Below are 16,254 nucleotides of genomic sequence, written 5' to 3' on the forward strand. Positions count from 1 at the left end.
CGGGCTTGCTCGCGAATGCGATCATACAGTCAACTTTTATGGCGACTGACACACCGTCTTCGCGAGCAAGCCCGCTCCCACACAGGGATTGCGTTTCTGCAATCAGCCCTTCTTCGTCAGCGCCGCGACCACCAGCCCTGCATTACTCTCCAGCTCCGCCACCGGGTCGTCGGCATCGATGCTGAGCACCAGCAACTGGCTGCCGCCCTCGGCAATGGCTGCCTTCAGCGCATCCGAAGGCTGGCGATGATGGAGCACCAGCGCCACGTCGTTGTCCTTCAACGTCGCACTCAATTGCTTGAGGGTTTCGGTTGTCCATTCGCCATCGGGCCGGGTATCGGTGCTGATGGCGTCCAGGTTTAGCCCGCTGATCAGGTAGCCGAAGTGTTCGCTCAGGCTGACCACGCTCAGGTTATCGGCGCTGGCGAGGCGTTTTTCGCTGTCGGCGCTGAGTTTGAGCAGGCGCTGCTTGAGTGCCACCAGGTTGGCGTCGATTTTCGGTTTGTCCGCCGGGGCCAGGCGCACCAGGTCGGCGGCGATCACGTCGGCCATGCGCCCCAGGTTATGGCTAGCCATCCATGGCTGGCTCGCAAGGCCGTCGGTGCTGCCCGGTTGCAAGGCGATACCGGGAAGGGCGCCGTCCACCGGGCGCGCGGCATCGACTTCGACGATGCGGATATTGCTGCGTCGGGCCATGGGGTACAGCGGATCGTCCGGCCATAGCGAGCGCAGGCCGATCACCCCGTCGGCAGCGCTGGCCAGTTTGCTCAAGGCCGGCGCGCCACGGCCGCTGAAGTAGGCACTCTGGCGGGTGCCGGGCAGATTGGCGGGCGCGGCCCGCTCCAGGCTGACCTCGGTGCCCTTGAGCAAAGCTTCGCCCAATCCATAGGTGACTGGCAGCGATGCCAGCAGACGAACCTTTTCGCTGGCGAATGACGAGGTGACGGCCACGCCGCACAACGCGACGGCCAGGGTCAGTTGTCGCAATGAAAAAACCATTTATCCAAGATTCCCTTTGAGGCTGGGGACGACACCACGGGCGATGGCGCTCAGGGCGAAGGCGATGCCGGCCACCAGGATGATCGCGGCGCCGGACGGGATCGGCAGGTCGAACACAATCGGCGCGAGGATCCCGCACAAAGTGCTGACGGTGGCGATCAACACTGAACACCAGAAAAAGCCTTTCAATGATTGACTGAGCAAGCGCGCCGCCGCAGCGGGGATCACCAGCAACGCGCCCACCAGAATGGCACCGATGACTTTCACCGCCGCCACGGTGATCAACGTCACCAGGACCACGAACAGGTAGTCCAGGGTCTTGACCGCCACCCCGCGCACCGCTGCCAGTTGGGGGTTGAAGCTGGCGAGCATGATGCGGTTGTACAGCGGCAAGGCCAGGGCCATCACCAGCGAGCCGACCACCGCCAGCACCAGCAGGTCATTGCCATTGACCGTCAGCACCGAGCCGAACAATACGTTTTCCAGAATGTGCACATTGATCTTGCCCGCCAGGATCAACAGCAGGCTGGCGCCCAGGGCCAGGGACACCGACAGGAAGACACCAATCAGCGTATCGGGCGCCAGGCCGGTGCGGTTGCGCAGGTAATTGAGCAGGATGCCGAACAACAGGCAGTAGCCGAACAGGCTGCCGTAAGGCCCGGTGTAGGGTTCGCCGAGCAGGATGCCGATAGCCACGCCGGTGAGCGCCGCATGGCCCACCGCCTCGGAGAAAAACGCGAAGCGCTTGACCACCACCAGCGTGCCGAGGCCGCCCAGCACCGGGCCGATCAACAGCCCGGCCAACAACGCATTGACCACGAACCCATAGGCCAGCGCTTCAGGCAGGTAACCGGCCGAGGCCCAACCCTCGACCATCAAGCGAAAGGCTTCATAACTCATCAGGCCGCGCTCCCGTTCGTGCGTGGATGGGTGGAAAACAGCGTCAGCAGCCGTTCTGGGGTCAAGGTCTGGCGTGGCGGGCCGTCGAACAGCACGCGACGATTCAGGCCGGTGACACGGTCGGCCAGGCGCCCGACGGCTTCCAGGTCATGTTCGATCCACAGCACGGTGATTCCGGCCTGGCGCCAGTCCTGCAGCAACCGTTCGAACACCTGGATACCGGCCTCGTCCAGGGCCGACATCGGTTCATCCAGCACCAGCAATTGCGGCGAGGGAATCAACCCCTGGGCCAGCAACACCCGCTGGCGCTCGCCGCCGGACAGCGCGCCCATGCGCCGCTTGCGCTTGTCCTGCATGCCGACCCGCTCCAGGGCCTGGCCGATGGCGCCGGCGTAATGCTTGCTCAAGCCGAGAAAGGCCGGCCGCCGCTGACACATCGCCGCCATGAAATCATCCACGGTCATGGGCAGGCCCCGGTCGAATTCCAACGCCTGGGGGACGTAGCCGATCACCCCGGGTTCGCCCGGCCATTGCAGGCTCAAGCGTCCCTGGTGCGGCATCTGTCCCAGCAAGGTCTTGATCAGCGAACTCTTGCCGCCGCCATTGGGGCCGACCAGGGCATGGATGCTGCCGGGTTCCACCTGAAAGGCCACGTTGTCGAGAATGGTGGTGCGGCCCAGGTTCAGGCTGACCTCGGTGAACTCGATCAAGGGGCCGACGCGTTGCAGGGTGAGGGGTTCCTGGACGGTCATGCGCCCGACTCCTGGATCGCCCGGACCACGGTGTCGAGGTTGCCGGCCATTTCCTTTTCGTACTTCTCGGCGCTGTAGTCGCCGTAGGAAATGTGCGAGAGCGGGTACAGCTTCACGCCCGATTCACGTTGGATGGTGTCGACGTAGGTGGAGGGAAAATCCATCTCCGAGAAGATCACCTTCACGTCCAGCTCCCGCAGTTGGTCGATGGTTTTCTTCAATTGGCTGGGGCTCGGTTCGATGCCATGGGCCGGCTCGACCACGGCGGTCACTTCCAGGCCGAATTCGCGCAACAGGTAGTCGTAGGCGGCGTGCACCGTGGCGACCCGCAATTCGGCATTGGGGGCCTGGGTCAGCTTCGCCAGGGCGGCGGCGCGCATCTGCCGCAGGCGCTTGCCATAGGCGCGGGCGTTCTGGGTATAGGCCTTGGCGTTGTCCGGGTCGAGCTTGCCCAGTTCCCGGGCGATGTTATTGACCTGGGCGATGGAGGCGCTGATGGACAGGAAGGTGTGCGGGTTCACGACCTTGCCCGCGCCTCGGGCCGCCGTGCCGGTGGCGGCCAGCAGGGGGACGTTTTCGTTGGCCTCGATCACTTTCACGTTCGGGGTTTCGCTGGCGGCGATCATGCGGTCGGCGAAGTCGTCATGGCCCACGCCGTTGAGCACGATCACGTCGAGGCCGCTGATGCGTTTGATGTCTTCGGCCCGTGGTTCATAGGCGTGGGGGTTGAAACCGGCCGGGATCAGCGGCACGACCTCGGCCTTGTCGCCGACGATGTTGGCCACGTAGCTGTAATACGGGTGCAAGGTGATGCCAATCCGCAGGCGCTTGGCTGTTTCGGCGCTCACCGGCGAGGTGAACAGGCAGGCCAGCAGGCCGATCAACAGCAAGCGCAGCAAGGGTCGGCGTTGAGATGCAATAGGCATGGGCAAACGGTCTTCTCTCGAATGAGGGCGTGGGGTCAGTGCCGGTGCTGGCGGGTTACGCCGGCATCGAATTGCGCGACGATCTGTTGCCAGCCGGCGGCGGACAAAACTGCATCGTCCAGCATGGTGGGCGTGGCGAGGCCAGTGCCGCGGTTGAGCCAGATGTCCGGGGCGGCGTCGGACGCTTCGCCGATGCGCATCAGAAACGAACCGGCCACCGACGGATTGGCACTGGCGCCGAAGTAGGCTTGGTCCTGCAGCTGTTGCCAGGCGTGGCCGCCCCGGCTGACGGAGCTGGCGTCCTGGGCGAACGGCGCGAAGCCTTCTTCGGCCAGGGTTTGTGGGCTGGGCAGGGTGGGTTGGTCTTCGCGCAGCAAGCGGATTTCATCCAGGGTCACCCGCAGGTCGGCATAGATGCCTTGCTCGGCGGCGCTGAGGTCGCGGCGGGCGTCGAGCTGGTTCGAGGCCAGGTGAGGCGTGTCCTCGGCTTTGCCATGCCAGGCCACCACGGACCCGGCCACCAGCACGATGACCAGGCACAACAGCAACACATACAGGGTTTCATGGCCTGCGCCGGCGGGGCGGATGACTTGAGTCGTGGCGTTGCTCATGGGGCCTCGATGTCGGCTTGGTCGATTTCCACCACGTGGCCGGGGCCGGCGTCGAAGAGCACGTAGAATTCAGCGTTCGGTTTCTTGAAGGTCAGCTTCGAGTCGGCACCGAGCTTGCCCGGAACGAGGATGGTTTCGTCATAACCGATCACGTCCAGGGTCACTCCGGGTGCACCGCTGCCGTCGGAAAAACCGCCGGTGCATTGGATCTGCTCGGCGTCGATGGCTTTGCACTCGCACATCGGGTTGTGGGCCAGGACGCTGGTGCTTGCGCCTGCGCAGAACAGCAGCGCCAGGCCCTTGGATAAAGCGCGGAAGGTCATGGTTTGGGTCCTTGGTTCTTCAGCCAGGTGACGGTGGCCGGGGAGGCCTGGCTCAGGGGAATGGAGGCCTGGTGCATCGAACCGTCCCAACCCTCGAGGGTTATCCACAGTTCGGCATCGGGCTGGGTCTTTGGCGGGACCGGCAACAAGGCGCCCATGCGATAGGGCGAGCCGAAGAAAATCACCCCGGCGGCCCGCAGGCTACGAGGCTTGCCGATGCGCAGGTAGGTGGCCTTGACCTGGCCGATACAGCTCTGGCAGAGGGCCGCGTTGAAGTGCTTCATCGGCCCGGCGGGCCCTTCGGTCCGTGGGGCTTCGTTGCGAAACTCCGCCAGGCGCAGGCTCCAGGGACCGACCTGGACTTCGCCGACTTCCCGCTCGCCAAGCCCTGCATCGCCGCGGAACAGGGCGGCTTCGGAGAGGTACTTGGGCATGAATCCCAGGGGGATCAGCAGCAGCAACACGTTGAGATGGAAGCGCCATTTATGCCAGAACAGGCTCAGGCGTGACGGTGAGGAAGCGGTATTGGACGGGTTCACAGGCTGCCCTCCGACGATTCACGGTGGACGGACGGTTGCAGTGCCTGCGCGATTCGGGCGCCACGGTTGGGTTTCTGGCTTCGCTTGAAGGCATTGGCGGTGGCCAGGGCCGTGCGTTTGGTCCAGATCAGCAGCCCGCTGAGGACCATCATGCTCAGGATCAAACCGAAGAAAAACCAGATGAGCTTGATCCAGAGGCCGCCGAAGTCCCCGGTGTGCAAGGGCCGCATGGATTCGGTGACGAACTCCAGGGTCGTGCGGTCCGACAGCAACCGGGAGGCGGCCACGTCGCCGTTGTAGGGATTGATGGTGGCGGTCTGGAACATCAGCGGATACCAGCCGCGGCCACCGATTTCCAGATGGCTGTAGGCATTGCCGGGCAGACTGATGAAGCTCGCTTCCAGTCCCGGGATGCGTTGCTGGGCGATTTCGATGGCCCGGTCCAGGTTCAACTGCGGTGGCGCCTGGCCGTCAACGGCCAACGGCACGTTTTCACGGGCCACCACCGGGATGACCGGTTCGCTGGAAATGGAGATCTGGTTGTCGCCCAGCAAGGCCTGGATCAGGAACCAGGTGCCGGTGACGGAGATGACCGCGATGAACCAGATCGACCAGATCCCGCTGAGCCGGTGGAAATCACCCCAGAAAATCCGTGCGCCATGGCGAATCCGCAGGGTCGGACGGAAGAAGCCTTTCCAGAAACGCTTGTAGACCACCAGCCCGGTCACCAGGGACGCGAGCAAGGGCAGGCCCAGGAACGACACCAGGTACCAGCCCCAACTGTAGCCGTTGGTGAACGGCACCAGCCACCAGCCATGCAGCGCGCGGGTGAAGGCCTGGAAATTGAATGTCGGCGCCGAGCCCTGGATGACGCCGCTGTACGGGTTGACGTAGACCGTATCCGGGCGTCCGTCGGGGTAGGTCACGCCGACTTCCAGCGCAAAATGCGACTCGTCCGGACGGATGATGCTTTGCACCTGGGTTTGCGGCTGGGCCTGCTTGATCGCGGCGATCACCTGGTCATAGCTGAGCGACGTGGCCTCGTCCGAGGGCTTGTTGGCCCGCATGTCGGGGTTGGCCAGCCAGACGATCTCCTGGCTGACCACCGCCAGGGTGCCGGTGACGCAGACGATGAGCACGAAGAACCAGATGGGCAATGCCAGCCAGCTATGGACCAGGAACCAGAGTTTGGAGCGGGATTTCTTCGACATGATTGAACGTCTTGATTCGATGAAAGGTTCTGTATTACGGGCTTCGCAACACCGTGAACCCAAAAAGGCAGGCCGTGGCTTTTGCCGACGCGGCCTGCTGCATCTAATTAAGACGAACGAGCGAGCAGAATCCCGAAAGGGAAGTTGAAAGAAAATGTTTCGCGTTTAGTTTCAGTGTCTTCTGTGGCTAGGGAGCGGGGCCCCTAGCCACAGACACGGTCAGTCCTGTTGAAACATCTCCCTGGCCCGTTGCTCGATCTGCTCCTGGCTCAGATCTTCCTTGTGCGTCGCGAGGAACCACAGATGCCCATAGGGATCCTTCAGGGTGCCGCTGCGATCTCCGTAGAACTGGTCCTTGACCTCGGAAATCACCGTGCCGCCGGCGGCAATGGCCTGGGCAAATGCGCTGTCCACGTCCTCGACATATAAATGCAGGCCGACCGATGGCGATTGGTCCGGATTGCTCAAGGGGCCTTGATCGCAAGGCGTGCCAAGCATGATCGGATAACCGTTGATCCGCAGCTCGGCATGCCCGATGCCCCCGTCGGGCATGGCCAGGCGCATGACCTCGGTGGCATTGAAGGCCTTTTTGTAGAAGTCGATGGCTTCGGCAGCTTTTTGAATGCCCAGGTAGGGCGTGATGTTATGGAAACCTTCGGGAATGGCATTGACGCCCATGACGTTTCTCCTTTTGTTATAGGGAGGCGAAGAGAGTCTTCGTCGATTTGCGCTCCACCACTATAGGCCAGCGACTCTGGCTGGACTCGGGGGCCGACGAACGCTTCAAGGCTGTTCCAGCAGATGAGCCCCCGGCCCGTGTTGGCCCAGTACGTCGCCCTGATTGCGCAGCGGACAAGCTTCCATCGACAGGCATCCGCAGCCGATGCAGCCGTTGAGTCGATCACGCAGCGCCACCAATTGGTTGATGCGTTCGTCCAGGTCCCGGCTCCACTGCGCCGACAAGGTCTGCCAGTCGGCGGCCGTTGGGGCGCGGTTGTCCGGCAGATTGTTCAGCGCCTCGCCGATTTCCGCCAGCGGAATGCCCAGGCGCTGGGCGACCTTGATCAGTGCCACGCGACGCAATACCGCCCGTGGATAGCGCCGTTGGTTACCTGGGTTGCGCGTGCTTTTGATCAGCCCCTTGGACTCGTAGAAGTGCAGGGCGGTGACCGCTACGCCGCTGCGGGCGGCCACTTGGCCGACGGTGAGTTCCTTGTGGATATCGATCTGCGCCATCGTTTCAATTCACTGCTTGACCTCAAGTTAACTAGAGGTTTTATCCTGCACGCCTTCGGATCGCAAGATTCGCCTGACCTGCATAGGGGACCTTTCATGCAATCGCCAAGGAACAATCGCAGTTTCACCCAACTGATGGAATTCGACATCGAACCTCAATGGCAGCAGGCGCTGGTAACCGCCTTGTCGGAACAGACCGAGCGCCTGGCCCGGGACCACCAGGGGTTCCTGAGTGCCAGTATCCAGGCCAGCGACGATGGTCGACGCGTGCTCAACTATTTGCAGTGGCAGACCCGCGAGGCAGGCGAGGCGGCACTTCGAAGTGTCGAAAAGGGCGAGCAGGGTTTCTGGCGGCTGATCCAGGCTCACCGCGCCAAAGCCGTCACGTTCGCCTCGTTCCAGGTGTTGCGCAACATCGAGCGCAGCCTGGATAACGCGCTGCATTGCCAGTTGGTCGATTAAGCGCAACGGCTGATCCAGGCAGGCAATACCCACTATCGAGAGGGTTGATTTCTGCCGCGCAGGACCGGCGGGTAGCCTTTGTTCATCGCCCAACTCCAGAACACCGGACACCCGCCATGAACCGTACCTTTGCCGTTTTGCTGCTCTTGACCGCCACCCTCCTGGGCGGCTGCGCCAGCTCTTCCCCGGAACTGCGCCCCTACACTGCCGATGAGACCCGCGAGCTGGCCCTTGAAGCCTTGAATCGCCGTGGCCTTTCGTTCGAGGAATACCACGCGAAAAAAGCCGAACTGCTTGGCTCGTCGCAGAAAAACGTGGGGTTCGACGATCAGGGCCAGATGAGTGCCGAGCAGGTCGTGCAACAGCCTGGCCGGTCTAGCTGAGGGACTGTACCGCTCAAAGTTTTGCCCAACTGTCCGTGGGTTTGGGTCTGGACGTGGGGTAGGGTCATGACTTGACTGACCGCCCCTGATGGACTGACCTGACATGACCCTTTCGCTTGACCTGCTGCTGGGCTTCGCCCTGTTTGCCCTGGTGACTTCGATCACGCCGGGTCCTAACAACACCATGTTGTTGGCCTCGGGTGTGAATTTCGGTTTCAACCGCACCATTCCGCACATGCTGGGTATTACCTGCGGCTTCTTTTCCCTGGTGCTGGCGGTGGGCCTTGGCCTGGGCGCGGTGTTCCAGACTTATCCACTGCTCTATACCGCGTTGCGCTACATCGGCGCGGCGTACCTGTTGTACCTGGCGTGGAAAATAGCCCACTCCGGGCCGGTTTCGGAAGGCCAGCCGGGGAACAATACGCCGATCAGCTATTGGGGCGCAGCGGCGTTCCAGTGGGTCAATCCCAAGGCCTGGATCATGGCCATCGGCGCCATCAGTACCTACACGCCCCTCCAGGGGTATTTCTTCAATGTGCTGGTGATTGCGGCGGTGTTTGCCTTGATCAATCTGCCAAGCGTGAGCCTGTGGGTGGTGTGCGGCAGCCTGTTGCGCAACCTGTTGCGTGATCGCCTCTGGCTGCGCGTGTTCAACTGGGGCATGGCGCTGTTGTTGGTCGCGTCGATGTATCCGTTGTTGCTGGAAAGCATCAGTTGAGGGCTGAGCTTCGAGGCGATGCCTGCTAAGCTCGCTGTTCAGGAGCGTTCCTACGCACTTTTAAACGAAGTCCGACTTCTTTAAGGTCTTTGATCAGGTATTGCTTGTCTCGAACCCAACGAGGGCGCCTGATCCCGGAGCAGGCTCTGCGAGTTTCCTATGAATAAACGTCCTTTGTATTTCGATTACGCCGCCACCACGCCGGTGGATGAGCGGGTCATCCGCGTCATGGTCGAGTGTCTGGGGTTTGACGGCAACTTCGGCAACCCGGCTTCCAGTTCCCATGCCTTCGGCCAGGAGGCCCGGCGCTCGGTGGAGCGTGCCCGCCAGCAGGTGGCGCAATTGGTGGGGGCCCAGCCCGAACAGATCGTCTGGACTTCCGGCGCCACCGAATCCAACAACCTGGCCCTCAAGGGTGTGGCCCAGGCACGCAGTGGGTCCGCCGGCCATGTCATCACCAGCCTGATCGAGCACAAGGCGATTCTCGATACAGCACGCCAGCTCGAGGAAAGTGGCGTCGCGGTTACCTGGCTGGCGCCGGACGCCGAGGGCCTGATCAGCCCGCAAGCGGTTCGCGAGGCGTTGCGCGAAGACACGTTCCTGGTCTCGCTGATGCTGGTGAACAACGAACTGGGCACCGTCAACGACGTCATCGCCATTGGCGAGATCGTTCGCGAGCACGGTGCGTTGTTCCATGTGGACGCGGCCCAGGGCGCAGGCAAGGTGCAGATCGACCTGTCTCGCTGGCCGGTGGACCTGATGTCTTTTTCCGCGCATAAAATCTACGGCCCCAAGGGCATCGGTGCGCTCTACGTCGGCGACCGTGCCCGGCCACGGCTAGCGGCGCAGATCCATGGCGGTGGACATGAGGGCGGTTTGCGCTCTGGAACCCTGGCGACCCACCAGATTGCGGCCATGGGCGCCGCATTCGAACTGGCAGCCGCGGCATTCGACGAAGAACTCGCTAAAATCGCCCGGTTGCGCAATCGTTTGCTCGAGCCGCTGCTGGCGTTGCCTGGTGTGCGTATTAACGGCAGTGCGAGCCGCCGGATTCCCCACACGCTGAGCCTGACGTTCAACGAAGGTGAGTTCAACCCGGCGACATTGGGCGCATCGATTGCATTTTCAGCGACCTCGGCCTGCAATTCGGCGCACAACACCCCGTCCCACGTGCTGCTGGCCCTGGGGCACGACGCCCGTGCGGCCGGGCGGACCATCCGCTTGAGCCTGGGGCGCTTTACCACCGAGCAGGATATCGACGAGGCGGTTCGGCTGATCAAGGCGGCGTGCGCGACTGCGCCGGCGTTCTGGGCCACGACCCCATAAGCCGAATTCGGCATCGAACAACAATATCAATGAGCAGGAGAAACAATGAGCACCGAGCCTTTGCCCCATGGACTGGTTCCCCAGCGCCTGGCCCGAATCCGCCAACTGATGAGCCGCGAGGGTATTCACGCGTTGCTGGTGCCATCGGCCGACCCGCACCTGTCTGAATACCTGCCGGGCTATTGGCAGGGGCGGCAATGGTTGTCGGGGTTCCATGGTTCGGTGGGGACCTTGATCGTGACCGGCAGTTTCGCCGGCGTCTGGGCCGACAGCCGTTACTGGGAGCAGGCCACCAAGGAGCTGGAGGGCAGTGGGATCGAGCTGGTCAAGCTGGTTCCAGGCCAGCCCGGTCCCCTGGACTGGCTGGCCGAACAAACGCCTGAAGGCGCAGTGGTTGCGGTCGACGGTGCGGTCATGGCCGTGGCATCGGCCCGCACCCTGGGCGGTAAGCTCGCCGAGCGCGGCGCGCGGTTGCGCACCGATATCGACCTGCTCAAGGACGTCTGGACCGATCGCCCAGGCTTGCCGGATCAACCGGTCTATGCCCATTTGCCGCCCCAGGCGACCGTCAGCCGGGTCGAAAAACTCGCCAAGCTGCGCGAATCCCTCCAGGAGCGTGGTGCCGACTGGCATTTCATCGCCACGCTGGATGACATCGCCTGGTTGTTCAACCTGCGCGGAGCAGATGTGTCATTCAACCCCGTGTTCGTTTCCTTTGCCTTGATCAGCCAGCAGCAAGCAACGCTGTTCGTGGCCCTGGACAAGGTTGACGCAGCGCTGCGTGCCGTTCTGGAGCAGGACGGCGTTACCCTGCGCGATTACAGCGAAGCCGCCACCGCGTTGCGCGAAGTGCCGGACGGCGCGAATCTGCAGGTCGACCCAGCGCGGGTGACGGTCGGCTTGCTGGATAACCTGGGCAGTGGCGTGAAGCTGATCGAAGGTCTTAATCCAACGACGTTGGCCAAGTCCCGTAAAAGCCTGGCCGACGCCGAGCACATCCGTCGGGCCATGGAGCAGGACGGCGCGGCGCTCTGTGAATTCTTCGCCTGGCTGGAAGGGGCCTGGGGGCGCGAGCGTATCACCGAGTTGACCATCGACGAGCACCTGACTGCCGCCCGCACACGTCGGCCGGATTTCGTCTCCCTGAGCTTCAATACCATCGCCGCCTTTAACGCCAACGGCGCGATGCCCCATTACCATGCCACGCAAGAGGCCCATGCCGTCATCGAAGGTGATGGCCTGTTGCTGATCGATTCCGGGGGCCAGTACTTGGGGGGCACCACTGACATCACCCGCATGGTGCCGGTCGGAACGCCCACCGCCGAGCAGAAACGTGACTGCACCCGTGTGCTCAAGGGTGTGATTGCCCTGTCCCGGGCCAAATTTCCGCGGGGCATTCTTTCGCCCTTGCTGGATGCCATCGCCCGTGCGCCGATCTGGGCGGAGCAGGTCGATTACGGCCACGGTACCGGCCACGGTGTCGGCTATTTCCTCAATGTCCACGAAGGCCCGCAGGTGATTGCCTATCAAGCCGCTGCCGCGCCGCAAACGGCGATGCAGGCCGGCATGATCACCTCGATCGAGCCGGGCACTTATCGTCCCGGCCGCTGGGGGGTGCGCATCGAGAACCTGGTGTTGAACCGCGAAGCCGGAAGCAGCGAGTTCGGCGAGTTCCTTGAGTTCGAAACCCTGACCCTGTGCCCGATCGACACCCGTTGCCTGGAGCCTTCGCTGCTGACCCAGGACGAAAAAGACTGGTTCAACGCCTACCACGCCGAGGTTCAGCGTCGATTGAGCCCGTTGCTGGACGGTGACGCACTGCAGTGGCTCAACACCCGGACGATAGCGATTTGAGGTAGAGGATCAGGCGAGGGCTTCACGGACGAAGTCCAGCCGATCCTGGCCGAAGAACAACTCGTCGCCGACAAACATGCTCGGGGCACCGAACACGCCGCGTCCGATGGCGTCTTCGGTGGCGCTCTTGAGTGCTTGCTTGACCTGCTCGTCACTCGTCAGGGCCAGCACATGGTCGGCGTCGAAACCGCCTTCGTTCAGGACCGCTGCGACAGTCGCGGGGTCATTGAGGTTGCGGGCGTCCACCCAAAAGGCACGGAACAGGCAATCGACGAAGGCCTCGAAGCGTTCGGGATCGCGCAGTTGCATGGCGGTCACCGCGCGCATCAGCAGCAATGTGTTGACGGGGAAGTATGGATTGAACTGGAAGGCGACGCCGTAGCGCTTGGCGAAGCGATTCAGATCCTTGAACAGGTAAGGGTTCTTGGCTGGCACTGTCGCCGGTGATGCGTTGCCGGTTGCCTTGAAGACGCCGCCCAATAACATCGGACGATAGATCAACTGGCTGTTTGTCTGCGCGCACAGCGCTGGCAACTGGGTGTAGGCCAGGTACGTGGTCGGGCTGCCGAGATCGAAGTAAAACTCCACTGATTTGCTCATGGTACCTGCTCTCTTGTTGTTGTGAGGGAGGGCTTACCAGCGTTCATTCCAGGGGCGCAGGTCCAGCTCGAAGGTCCAGGCGTCGCGAGGTTGGCTGTGCAGATACCAGTAGTTGTCGGCGATGTGTTCAGGATTCAGGATGCCGTCCTGATCCTTGGTGGCATATTTTTCCGGGAAATGATCGCGGATGAAGTCGGTGTCGATGGCGCCGTCCACCACCACATGGGCCACATGAATATTCAGCGGCCCCAGCTCCCGGGCCATGCTTTGGGCCAGTGCGCGGATGCCATGTTTGGCGCCTGCGAATGCAGCGAACCCTGAAGCGCCGCGCAATCCCGCCGTTGCCCCGGTAAACAGGATGGTTCCGCGTTGGCGCTTGACCATGCGCTTGGCCACTTCCCGTGCATTGAGAAAACCTGAGAAACAGGCCATCTCCCAAATCTTGAAATACTTGCGTGCGGTTTCTTCGAGGATGCTGCAGGGAACGTTGGCGCCGATGTTGAACACAAAGGCTTCGATCGGGCCGATCTGGTTCTCGATTTGCTCGATGAGTGCGATCACATCGTCTTCTTTACGTGCATCACAGGCAAACCCGTGGGCTTCGCCGCCTTGAGCACGGATTCCATCCACAAGCGGCTGGAGTTTGTCAGCGCTGCGACGGGTAACACAGGCCACGAAACCTTCCTGCGCAAAGCGTTTGGCAATCGCTCCGCCGGTGGCATCGCCCGCGCCAACAACCAGTACGACCTTCTTGTTATTCATGGTCTGCCTCATGGGTAAACGATCGTTAACTAAACGGACGTTATGCTAAGGTCCGGCAAGCGTCAAGGTGAGCAATCAGGGGCAGGACCATGCGTTATTCAGCCAATCACAAAATGGAAACCCGCGAGAAACTGCTCGCCAGCAGTGCCGTGTCCGCCAAAAAATCCGGTTTCTCTACGGTCGGTGTCGACGGCCTGATGAAAGCGATCGGGTTGAGTGGCGGTGCGTTCTATAGCCACTTCTCGTCCAAGGATGAGCTTTTCAGAGCCATTGTTGAGCGAGAGTTGGCTCAAAGCCTGGATCGCTTGAGCGGCGATGGCGCCATGGACTCGATGAAACTGGAGCGCTGCCTCAAGCAGTACTTGAGCATGAGCCATGTCGAGCAGCCCGAGGCAGGATGTGCGTTACCGGTACTGGGCGCTGAGATCGCACGATCGGATGTTCAGGTGAAGGAGGCGGCGCAAACATGGATCTGTCGTTTGCACGAAAACTGGGCACGGATATTGGGAAGCGACAGCCTGGCCTGGGCCATTCTGTCTCAATGCGTGGGGGCGTTGGTTGTCGCGCGGATGCTGGTCACGCCGCAGGTCCAGCGTGACGTCCTCAGGTCCAGCCATGAGGAAATCAGTCGTCGAATCGCCGAACAGGGGCTCGGTTAAGGTGATTTATTTGCAGATGACGATCATGCTGCGGCTCGTATAGCCGGCGGGATTGAGCCCGAAGGGATAATCCCCAGGTTCTTCGACGGCGTCGCCGGATTTGGCAATGACCTTGTAACTCTTGGGAGCACATGAATTGGCGGCACTGGCAGCGCACTGGTCCCAGGATGAGGACAGGCCGGAGCAATTGATGTGCAGACCCTTTTTGCCGCGTTTGACTTCACTTTTCGATGTTGCCGCACAGCCCGCTATTGCAAGTACGGCGATCAGTATCAAAATTCGTTTCATTCCCGTCCTTATGACCGCCGCGGATCTTATGTCTGCGTGCGATCGTGTGCGCTCTTGCTTGAAGCGTTCATGACGTCCTGTATGAAAAAATCCATGTCTGGCATTAGGTTACTGGCCTAAACATGGCCTAAATGCGCGGCAAATGCCAGACCTTCGTTAAATCCCGATTCAATCTACCGCGACAGCAGGCTTTGCGGTGCTGGCCATGGTCAGCGTTGCGCCCACCGACGCGAGGATGATGCAGGTAATGGCCATCCACTGGGCCAGGGACAAGTACTCCTGGAGAAAGACGAGCCCCGACAAGGCCGCGATTGCCGGTTCGACGCTCATCAAGGTGCCGAAGGTGCGGGCAGGCATTCGAGTCAGGGCGATCATTTCCAGCGTGTAGGGCAGGGCTGTGGACAGGATGGCGACGCCGAGGGCGATTGGAATCAGGCTCGGTGTGAGCAGTGCGGCGCCGGCGTGGACAATGCCGATAGGCGCGACGAACAGGGCCGCGATCATGACGCCCAGTGCGGCGGTCTGCACGCCATTGTCCGCTCCGGCTTTCTGACCGAACAGGATGTACAACGCCCAGCAGACACCGGCACCCAGCGCGTAGCCGGCGCCAACCAGATCGATGCCGGCACTGGTCGCGCCGGTCGGTATGAGCAGCAGCAGGCCAACCACTGCCAGGGCAATCCAGAGAAAGTCGATTGCCCGGCGCGAGGCGTAAATGGCGACTGCCAGAGGCCCGGTGAATTCCAACGCTACGGCAATGCCCAGTGGAACCGTGCGAACTGACATATAGAAGAGGAAGTTCATACCGCCCAGTGCCATACCGTAAACGATCACCGTGCGCAGGGATTGACCGGTGAGCTTGGCACGCCAAGGGCGGAGCATTAACAGCATGATGAGGCTGGCAAAAATGAGGCGCAGCGTCGTAGTGCCTTGTGCCCCCACTACCGGGAACATGCTTTTGGCGAGGGAGGCTCCTGCTTGAATGGAAGCCATGGCTATCAATAGCAAGGCAACCGGGTACAGGGTGGAGGCCAGGCTGCGATGTGGGGGGAGCGTCATTACGAAGTGTCGTCCAGAATAAAGGCGGGGGAGGCTGCGTTGAGCAGTATATTGCGCATATGCGGCGATTCCGTCTATATACCGGGCATATTTAAGTGTCATGTCGGGCTGTAGATAGAAAAATCAAATTAAGGGTTGACGGCAAATTCTGGACGTCTATAATTCGCCCCACTTCCGGCGCAGTCGAAATGGAAAACTCCTTGAGATTCAACGAGTTAAGTAGGTTTCGAAGGTGCAGGGCTTCAGTTCATCGAAGTCTGGAAGGAGCAGGTAGAGCGGTGTTGTTTGGCTCTATCGGCGGTTCGATCTTCTCGGTCGAAAGCGGTGAAAAAGAGGTGTTGACAGCAGCGAGTAACGCTGTAGAATTCGCCTCCCGCTAACGAGAGATCGGAAGCGCAAGTGGTTGAAGTTGTTGATGTTTCGGAAGCGAAACTTTGAAAACTTCTTAAAATAACCGCTTGACAGATACACGGGGCGCTGTAGAATGCGCGCCTCGGTTGAGACGAAAGACTCAGCCAACCGCTCTTTAACAACTGAATCAAGCAATTCGTGTGGGTGCTTGTGGAGTCAGACTGCTAGTCAACAGATTATCAGCATCACAAGTTACTCCGCGAGAAATCAAAGATGTAACCAACGATTGCTGAGC

Annotated in this window: 20 protein-coding genes; 6 read left to right on the forward strand and 14 right to left on the reverse strand. The window is 61.3% G+C overall.

The annotated features are described in order from the left end of the window. Positions 1-102: 102 nt before the first annotated feature. From IB266_RS15730 to soxR, 10 genes are all read right to left on the reverse strand, one after another. On the reverse strand, positions 103-999 hold the full coding sequence (locus IB266_RS15730) for a metal ABC transporter solute-binding protein, Zn/Mn family (protein WP_192261716.1): 897 nt from the start codon (positions 997-999) through the stop codon (positions 103-105). Continuing rightward, positions 1,000-1,899, reverse strand: a complete 900-nt coding sequence (locus IB266_RS15735) for a metal ABC transporter permease (RefSeq protein WP_192261717.1) — start codon at positions 1,897-1,899, stop codon at positions 1,000-1,002. It abuts the gene before it with no gap. Beyond that, positions 1,899-2,651 carry a metal ABC transporter ATP-binding protein gene (locus tag IB266_RS15740; RefSeq protein ID WP_192261718.1) on the reverse strand — a complete coding sequence of 251 codons (753 nt, stop codon included), beginning with the start codon at positions 2,649-2,651 and terminating at the stop codon, positions 1,899-1,901. The genes IB266_RS15735 and IB266_RS15740 overlap by 1 nt, the downstream gene beginning before the upstream one ends. Further along, positions 2,648-3,577 (reverse strand): metal ABC transporter solute-binding protein, Zn/Mn family, encoded by a 930-nt coding sequence (locus IB266_RS15745; RefSeq protein ID WP_060741357.1) that lies wholly within the window; start codon positions 3,575-3,577, stop codon positions 2,648-2,650. Before IB266_RS15745 ends, IB266_RS15740 begins: the two co-directional genes overlap by 4 nt. A 35-nt stretch (positions 3,578-3,612) precedes the next feature. Then, positions 3,613-4,188 (reverse strand): DUF6162 family protein, encoded by a 576-nt coding sequence (locus IB266_RS15750; protein WP_192261719.1) that lies wholly within the window; start codon positions 4,186-4,188, stop codon positions 3,613-3,615. After that, a complete protein-coding gene (locus IB266_RS15755) occupies positions 4,185-4,511 on the reverse strand; it encodes a hypothetical protein (RefSeq protein ID WP_060741359.1) in 327 nt (108 codons plus the stop codon). Before IB266_RS15755 ends, IB266_RS15750 begins: the two co-directional genes overlap by 4 nt. Continuing rightward, a complete protein-coding gene (locus IB266_RS15760) occupies positions 4,508-5,050 on the reverse strand; it encodes a thiamine pyrophosphate-binding protein (RefSeq protein WP_192261720.1) in 543 nt (180 codons plus the stop codon). Before IB266_RS15760 ends, IB266_RS15755 begins: the two co-directional genes overlap by 4 nt. Then, on the reverse strand, positions 5,047-6,261 hold the full coding sequence (locus tag IB266_RS15765) for a PepSY-associated TM helix domain-containing protein (RefSeq protein WP_192261721.1): 1,215 nt from the start codon (positions 6,259-6,261) through the stop codon (positions 5,047-5,049). Before IB266_RS15765 ends, IB266_RS15760 begins: the two co-directional genes overlap by 4 nt. A 219-nt stretch (positions 6,262-6,480) precedes the next feature. After that, positions 6,481-6,939, reverse strand: a complete 459-nt coding sequence (locus tag IB266_RS15770; RefSeq protein ID WP_192261722.1) for a VOC family protein — start codon at positions 6,937-6,939, stop codon at positions 6,481-6,483. 105 nt (positions 6,940-7,044) lie between these two features. Next, on the reverse strand, positions 7,045-7,497 hold the full coding sequence (gene soxR / locus IB266_RS15775) for a redox-sensitive transcriptional activator SoxR (RefSeq protein WP_192261723.1): 453 nt from the start codon (positions 7,495-7,497) through the stop codon (positions 7,045-7,047). A gap of 96 nt (positions 7,498-7,593) precedes the next feature. On the opposite strand from soxR, the gene IB266_RS15780 reads away from it, so the two are divergent. The 5 genes from IB266_RS15780 (at position 7,594) to IB266_RS15800 (ending at position 12,240) form a co-directional block, all read left to right on the forward strand. Further along, complete coding sequence (locus tag IB266_RS15780; RefSeq protein WP_060741364.1) at positions 7,594-7,959, forward strand: antibiotic biosynthesis monooxygenase; 366 nt, start codon at positions 7,594-7,596, stop codon at positions 7,957-7,959. A 116-nt stretch (positions 7,960-8,075) separates the two neighbouring features. Next, positions 8,076-8,342: a hypothetical protein gene (locus IB266_RS15785; RefSeq protein ID WP_053123631.1), complete on the forward strand. Its 267-nt coding sequence runs from the start codon at positions 8,076-8,078 to the stop codon at positions 8,340-8,342. Between the two features lie 103 nt (positions 8,343-8,445). Further along, positions 8,446-9,060 (forward strand): LysE family translocator, encoded by a 615-nt coding sequence (locus IB266_RS15790; protein ID WP_192261724.1) that lies wholly within the window; start codon positions 8,446-8,448, stop codon positions 9,058-9,060. Between the two features lie 159 nt (positions 9,061-9,219). Then, the gene (locus IB266_RS15795; protein WP_092168715.1) at positions 9,220-10,386 is read left to right on the forward strand and encodes a cysteine desulfurase family protein; all 1,167 of its coding nucleotides are present in this window, start codon (positions 9,220-9,222) and stop codon (positions 10,384-10,386) included. Positions 10,387-10,431: 45 nt separating this feature from the next. Next, the gene (locus IB266_RS15800) at positions 10,432-12,240 is read left to right on the forward strand and encodes an aminopeptidase P family protein (RefSeq protein WP_192261725.1); all 1,809 of its coding nucleotides are present in this window, start codon (positions 10,432-10,434) and stop codon (positions 12,238-12,240) included. Between the two features lie 9 nt (positions 12,241-12,249). Here IB266_RS15800 and IB266_RS15805 read toward each other — a convergent pair whose 3' ends face one another. Continuing rightward, positions 12,250-12,840 carry a 2-hydroxychromene-2-carboxylate isomerase gene (locus IB266_RS15805; protein WP_192261726.1) on the reverse strand — a complete coding sequence of 197 codons (591 nt, stop codon included), beginning with the start codon at positions 12,838-12,840 and terminating at the stop codon, positions 12,250-12,252. 33 nt (positions 12,841-12,873) lie between these two features. Next, on the reverse strand, positions 12,874-13,602 hold the full coding sequence (locus IB266_RS15810; RefSeq protein ID WP_060741370.1) for an SDR family oxidoreductase: 729 nt from the start codon (positions 13,600-13,602) through the stop codon (positions 12,874-12,876). An 89-nt stretch (positions 13,603-13,691) separates the two neighbouring features. Between IB266_RS15810 and IB266_RS15815 the strand changes: the two genes are divergently transcribed. Beyond that, positions 13,692-14,261, forward strand: coding sequence for a TetR/AcrR family transcriptional regulator (locus IB266_RS15815; protein WP_192261727.1), 570 nt, complete (start codon positions 13,692-13,694; stop codon positions 14,259-14,261). 6 nt (positions 14,262-14,267) lie between these two features. Here IB266_RS15815 and IB266_RS15820 read toward each other — a convergent pair whose 3' ends face one another. Continuing rightward, positions 14,268-14,549, reverse strand: a complete 282-nt coding sequence (locus tag IB266_RS15820; RefSeq protein ID WP_060741372.1) for a hypothetical protein — start codon at positions 14,547-14,549, stop codon at positions 14,268-14,270. A gap of 168 nt (positions 14,550-14,717) precedes the next feature. Further along, on the reverse strand, positions 14,718-15,608 hold the full coding sequence (gene rhtA / locus IB266_RS15825) for a threonine/homoserine exporter RhtA (protein ID WP_192261728.1): 891 nt from the start codon (positions 15,606-15,608) through the stop codon (positions 14,718-14,720). Positions 15,609-16,254: the final 646 nt, after the last annotated feature.

The sequence above is a fragment of the Pseudomonas sp. Pdm06 genome, assembly GCF_014851795.1.
Classification (GTDB): domain Bacteria; phylum Pseudomonadota; class Gammaproteobacteria; order Pseudomonadales; family Pseudomonadaceae; genus Aquipseudomonas; species Aquipseudomonas fluorescens_AA.

What these genes read in the sequence shown, in the direction of transcription:
- IB266_RS15795 (WP_092168715.1), top strand. Translation starts at nt 9,220, where the DNA reads ATGAATAAACGTCCTTTGTATTTCGATTACGCCGCCACCACGCCGGTG.
- IB266_RS15740 (WP_192261718.1), bottom strand. Translation starts at nt 2,651, where the DNA reads ATGACCGTCCAGGAACCCCTCACCCTGCAACGCGTCGGCCCCTTGATC.
- IB266_RS15730 (WP_192261716.1), bottom strand. Translation starts at nt 999, where the DNA reads ATGGTTTTTTCATTGCGACAACTGACCCTGGCCGTCGCGTTGTGCGGC.
- IB266_RS15745 (WP_060741357.1), bottom strand. Translation starts at nt 3,577, where the DNA reads ATGCCTATTGCATCTCAACGCCGACCCTTGCTGCGCTTGCTGTTGATC.
- IB266_RS15755 (WP_060741359.1), bottom strand. Translation starts at nt 4,511, where the DNA reads ATGACCTTCCGCGCTTTATCCAAGGGCCTGGCGCTGCTGTTCTGCGCA.
- rhtA (WP_192261728.1), bottom strand. Translation starts at nt 15,608, where the DNA reads ATGACGCTCCCCCCACATCGCAGCCTGGCCTCCACCCTGTACCCGGTT.
- IB266_RS15815 (WP_192261727.1), top strand. Translation starts at nt 13,692, where the DNA reads ATGCGTTATTCAGCCAATCACAAAATGGAAACCCGCGAGAAACTGCTC.
- IB266_RS15785 (WP_053123631.1), top strand. Translation starts at nt 8,076, where the DNA reads ATGAACCGTACCTTTGCCGTTTTGCTGCTCTTGACCGCCACCCTCCTG.
- IB266_RS15800 (WP_192261725.1), top strand. Translation starts at nt 10,432, where the DNA reads ATGAGCACCGAGCCTTTGCCCCATGGACTGGTTCCCCAGCGCCTGGCC.
- IB266_RS15750 (WP_192261719.1), bottom strand. Translation starts at nt 4,188, where the DNA reads ATGAGCAACGCCACGACTCAAGTCATCCGCCCCGCCGGCGCAGGCCAT.
- IB266_RS15805 (WP_192261726.1), bottom strand. Translation starts at nt 12,840, where the DNA reads ATGAGCAAATCAGTGGAGTTTTACTTCGATCTCGGCAGCCCGACCACG.
- IB266_RS15780 (WP_060741364.1), top strand. Translation starts at nt 7,594, where the DNA reads ATGCAATCGCCAAGGAACAATCGCAGTTTCACCCAACTGATGGAATTC.
- IB266_RS15820 (WP_060741372.1), bottom strand. Translation starts at nt 14,549, where the DNA reads ATGAAACGAATTTTGATACTGATCGCCGTACTTGCAATAGCGGGCTGT.
- IB266_RS15735 (WP_192261717.1), bottom strand. Translation starts at nt 1,899, where the DNA reads ATGAGTTATGAAGCCTTTCGCTTGATGGTCGAGGGTTGGGCCTCGGCC.
- soxR (WP_192261723.1), bottom strand. Translation starts at nt 7,497, where the DNA reads ATGGCGCAGATCGATATCCACAAGGAACTCACCGTCGGCCAAGTGGCC.
- IB266_RS15765 (WP_192261721.1), bottom strand. Translation starts at nt 6,261, where the DNA reads ATGTCGAAGAAATCCCGCTCCAAACTCTGGTTCCTGGTCCATAGCTGG.
- IB266_RS15790 (WP_192261724.1), top strand. Translation starts at nt 8,446, where the DNA reads ATGACCCTTTCGCTTGACCTGCTGCTGGGCTTCGCCCTGTTTGCCCTG.
- IB266_RS15770 (WP_192261722.1), bottom strand. Translation starts at nt 6,939, where the DNA reads ATGGGCGTCAATGCCATTCCCGAAGGTTTCCATAACATCACGCCCTAC.
- IB266_RS15810 (WP_060741370.1), bottom strand. Translation starts at nt 13,602, where the DNA reads ATGAATAACAAGAAGGTCGTACTGGTTGTTGGCGCGGGCGATGCCACC.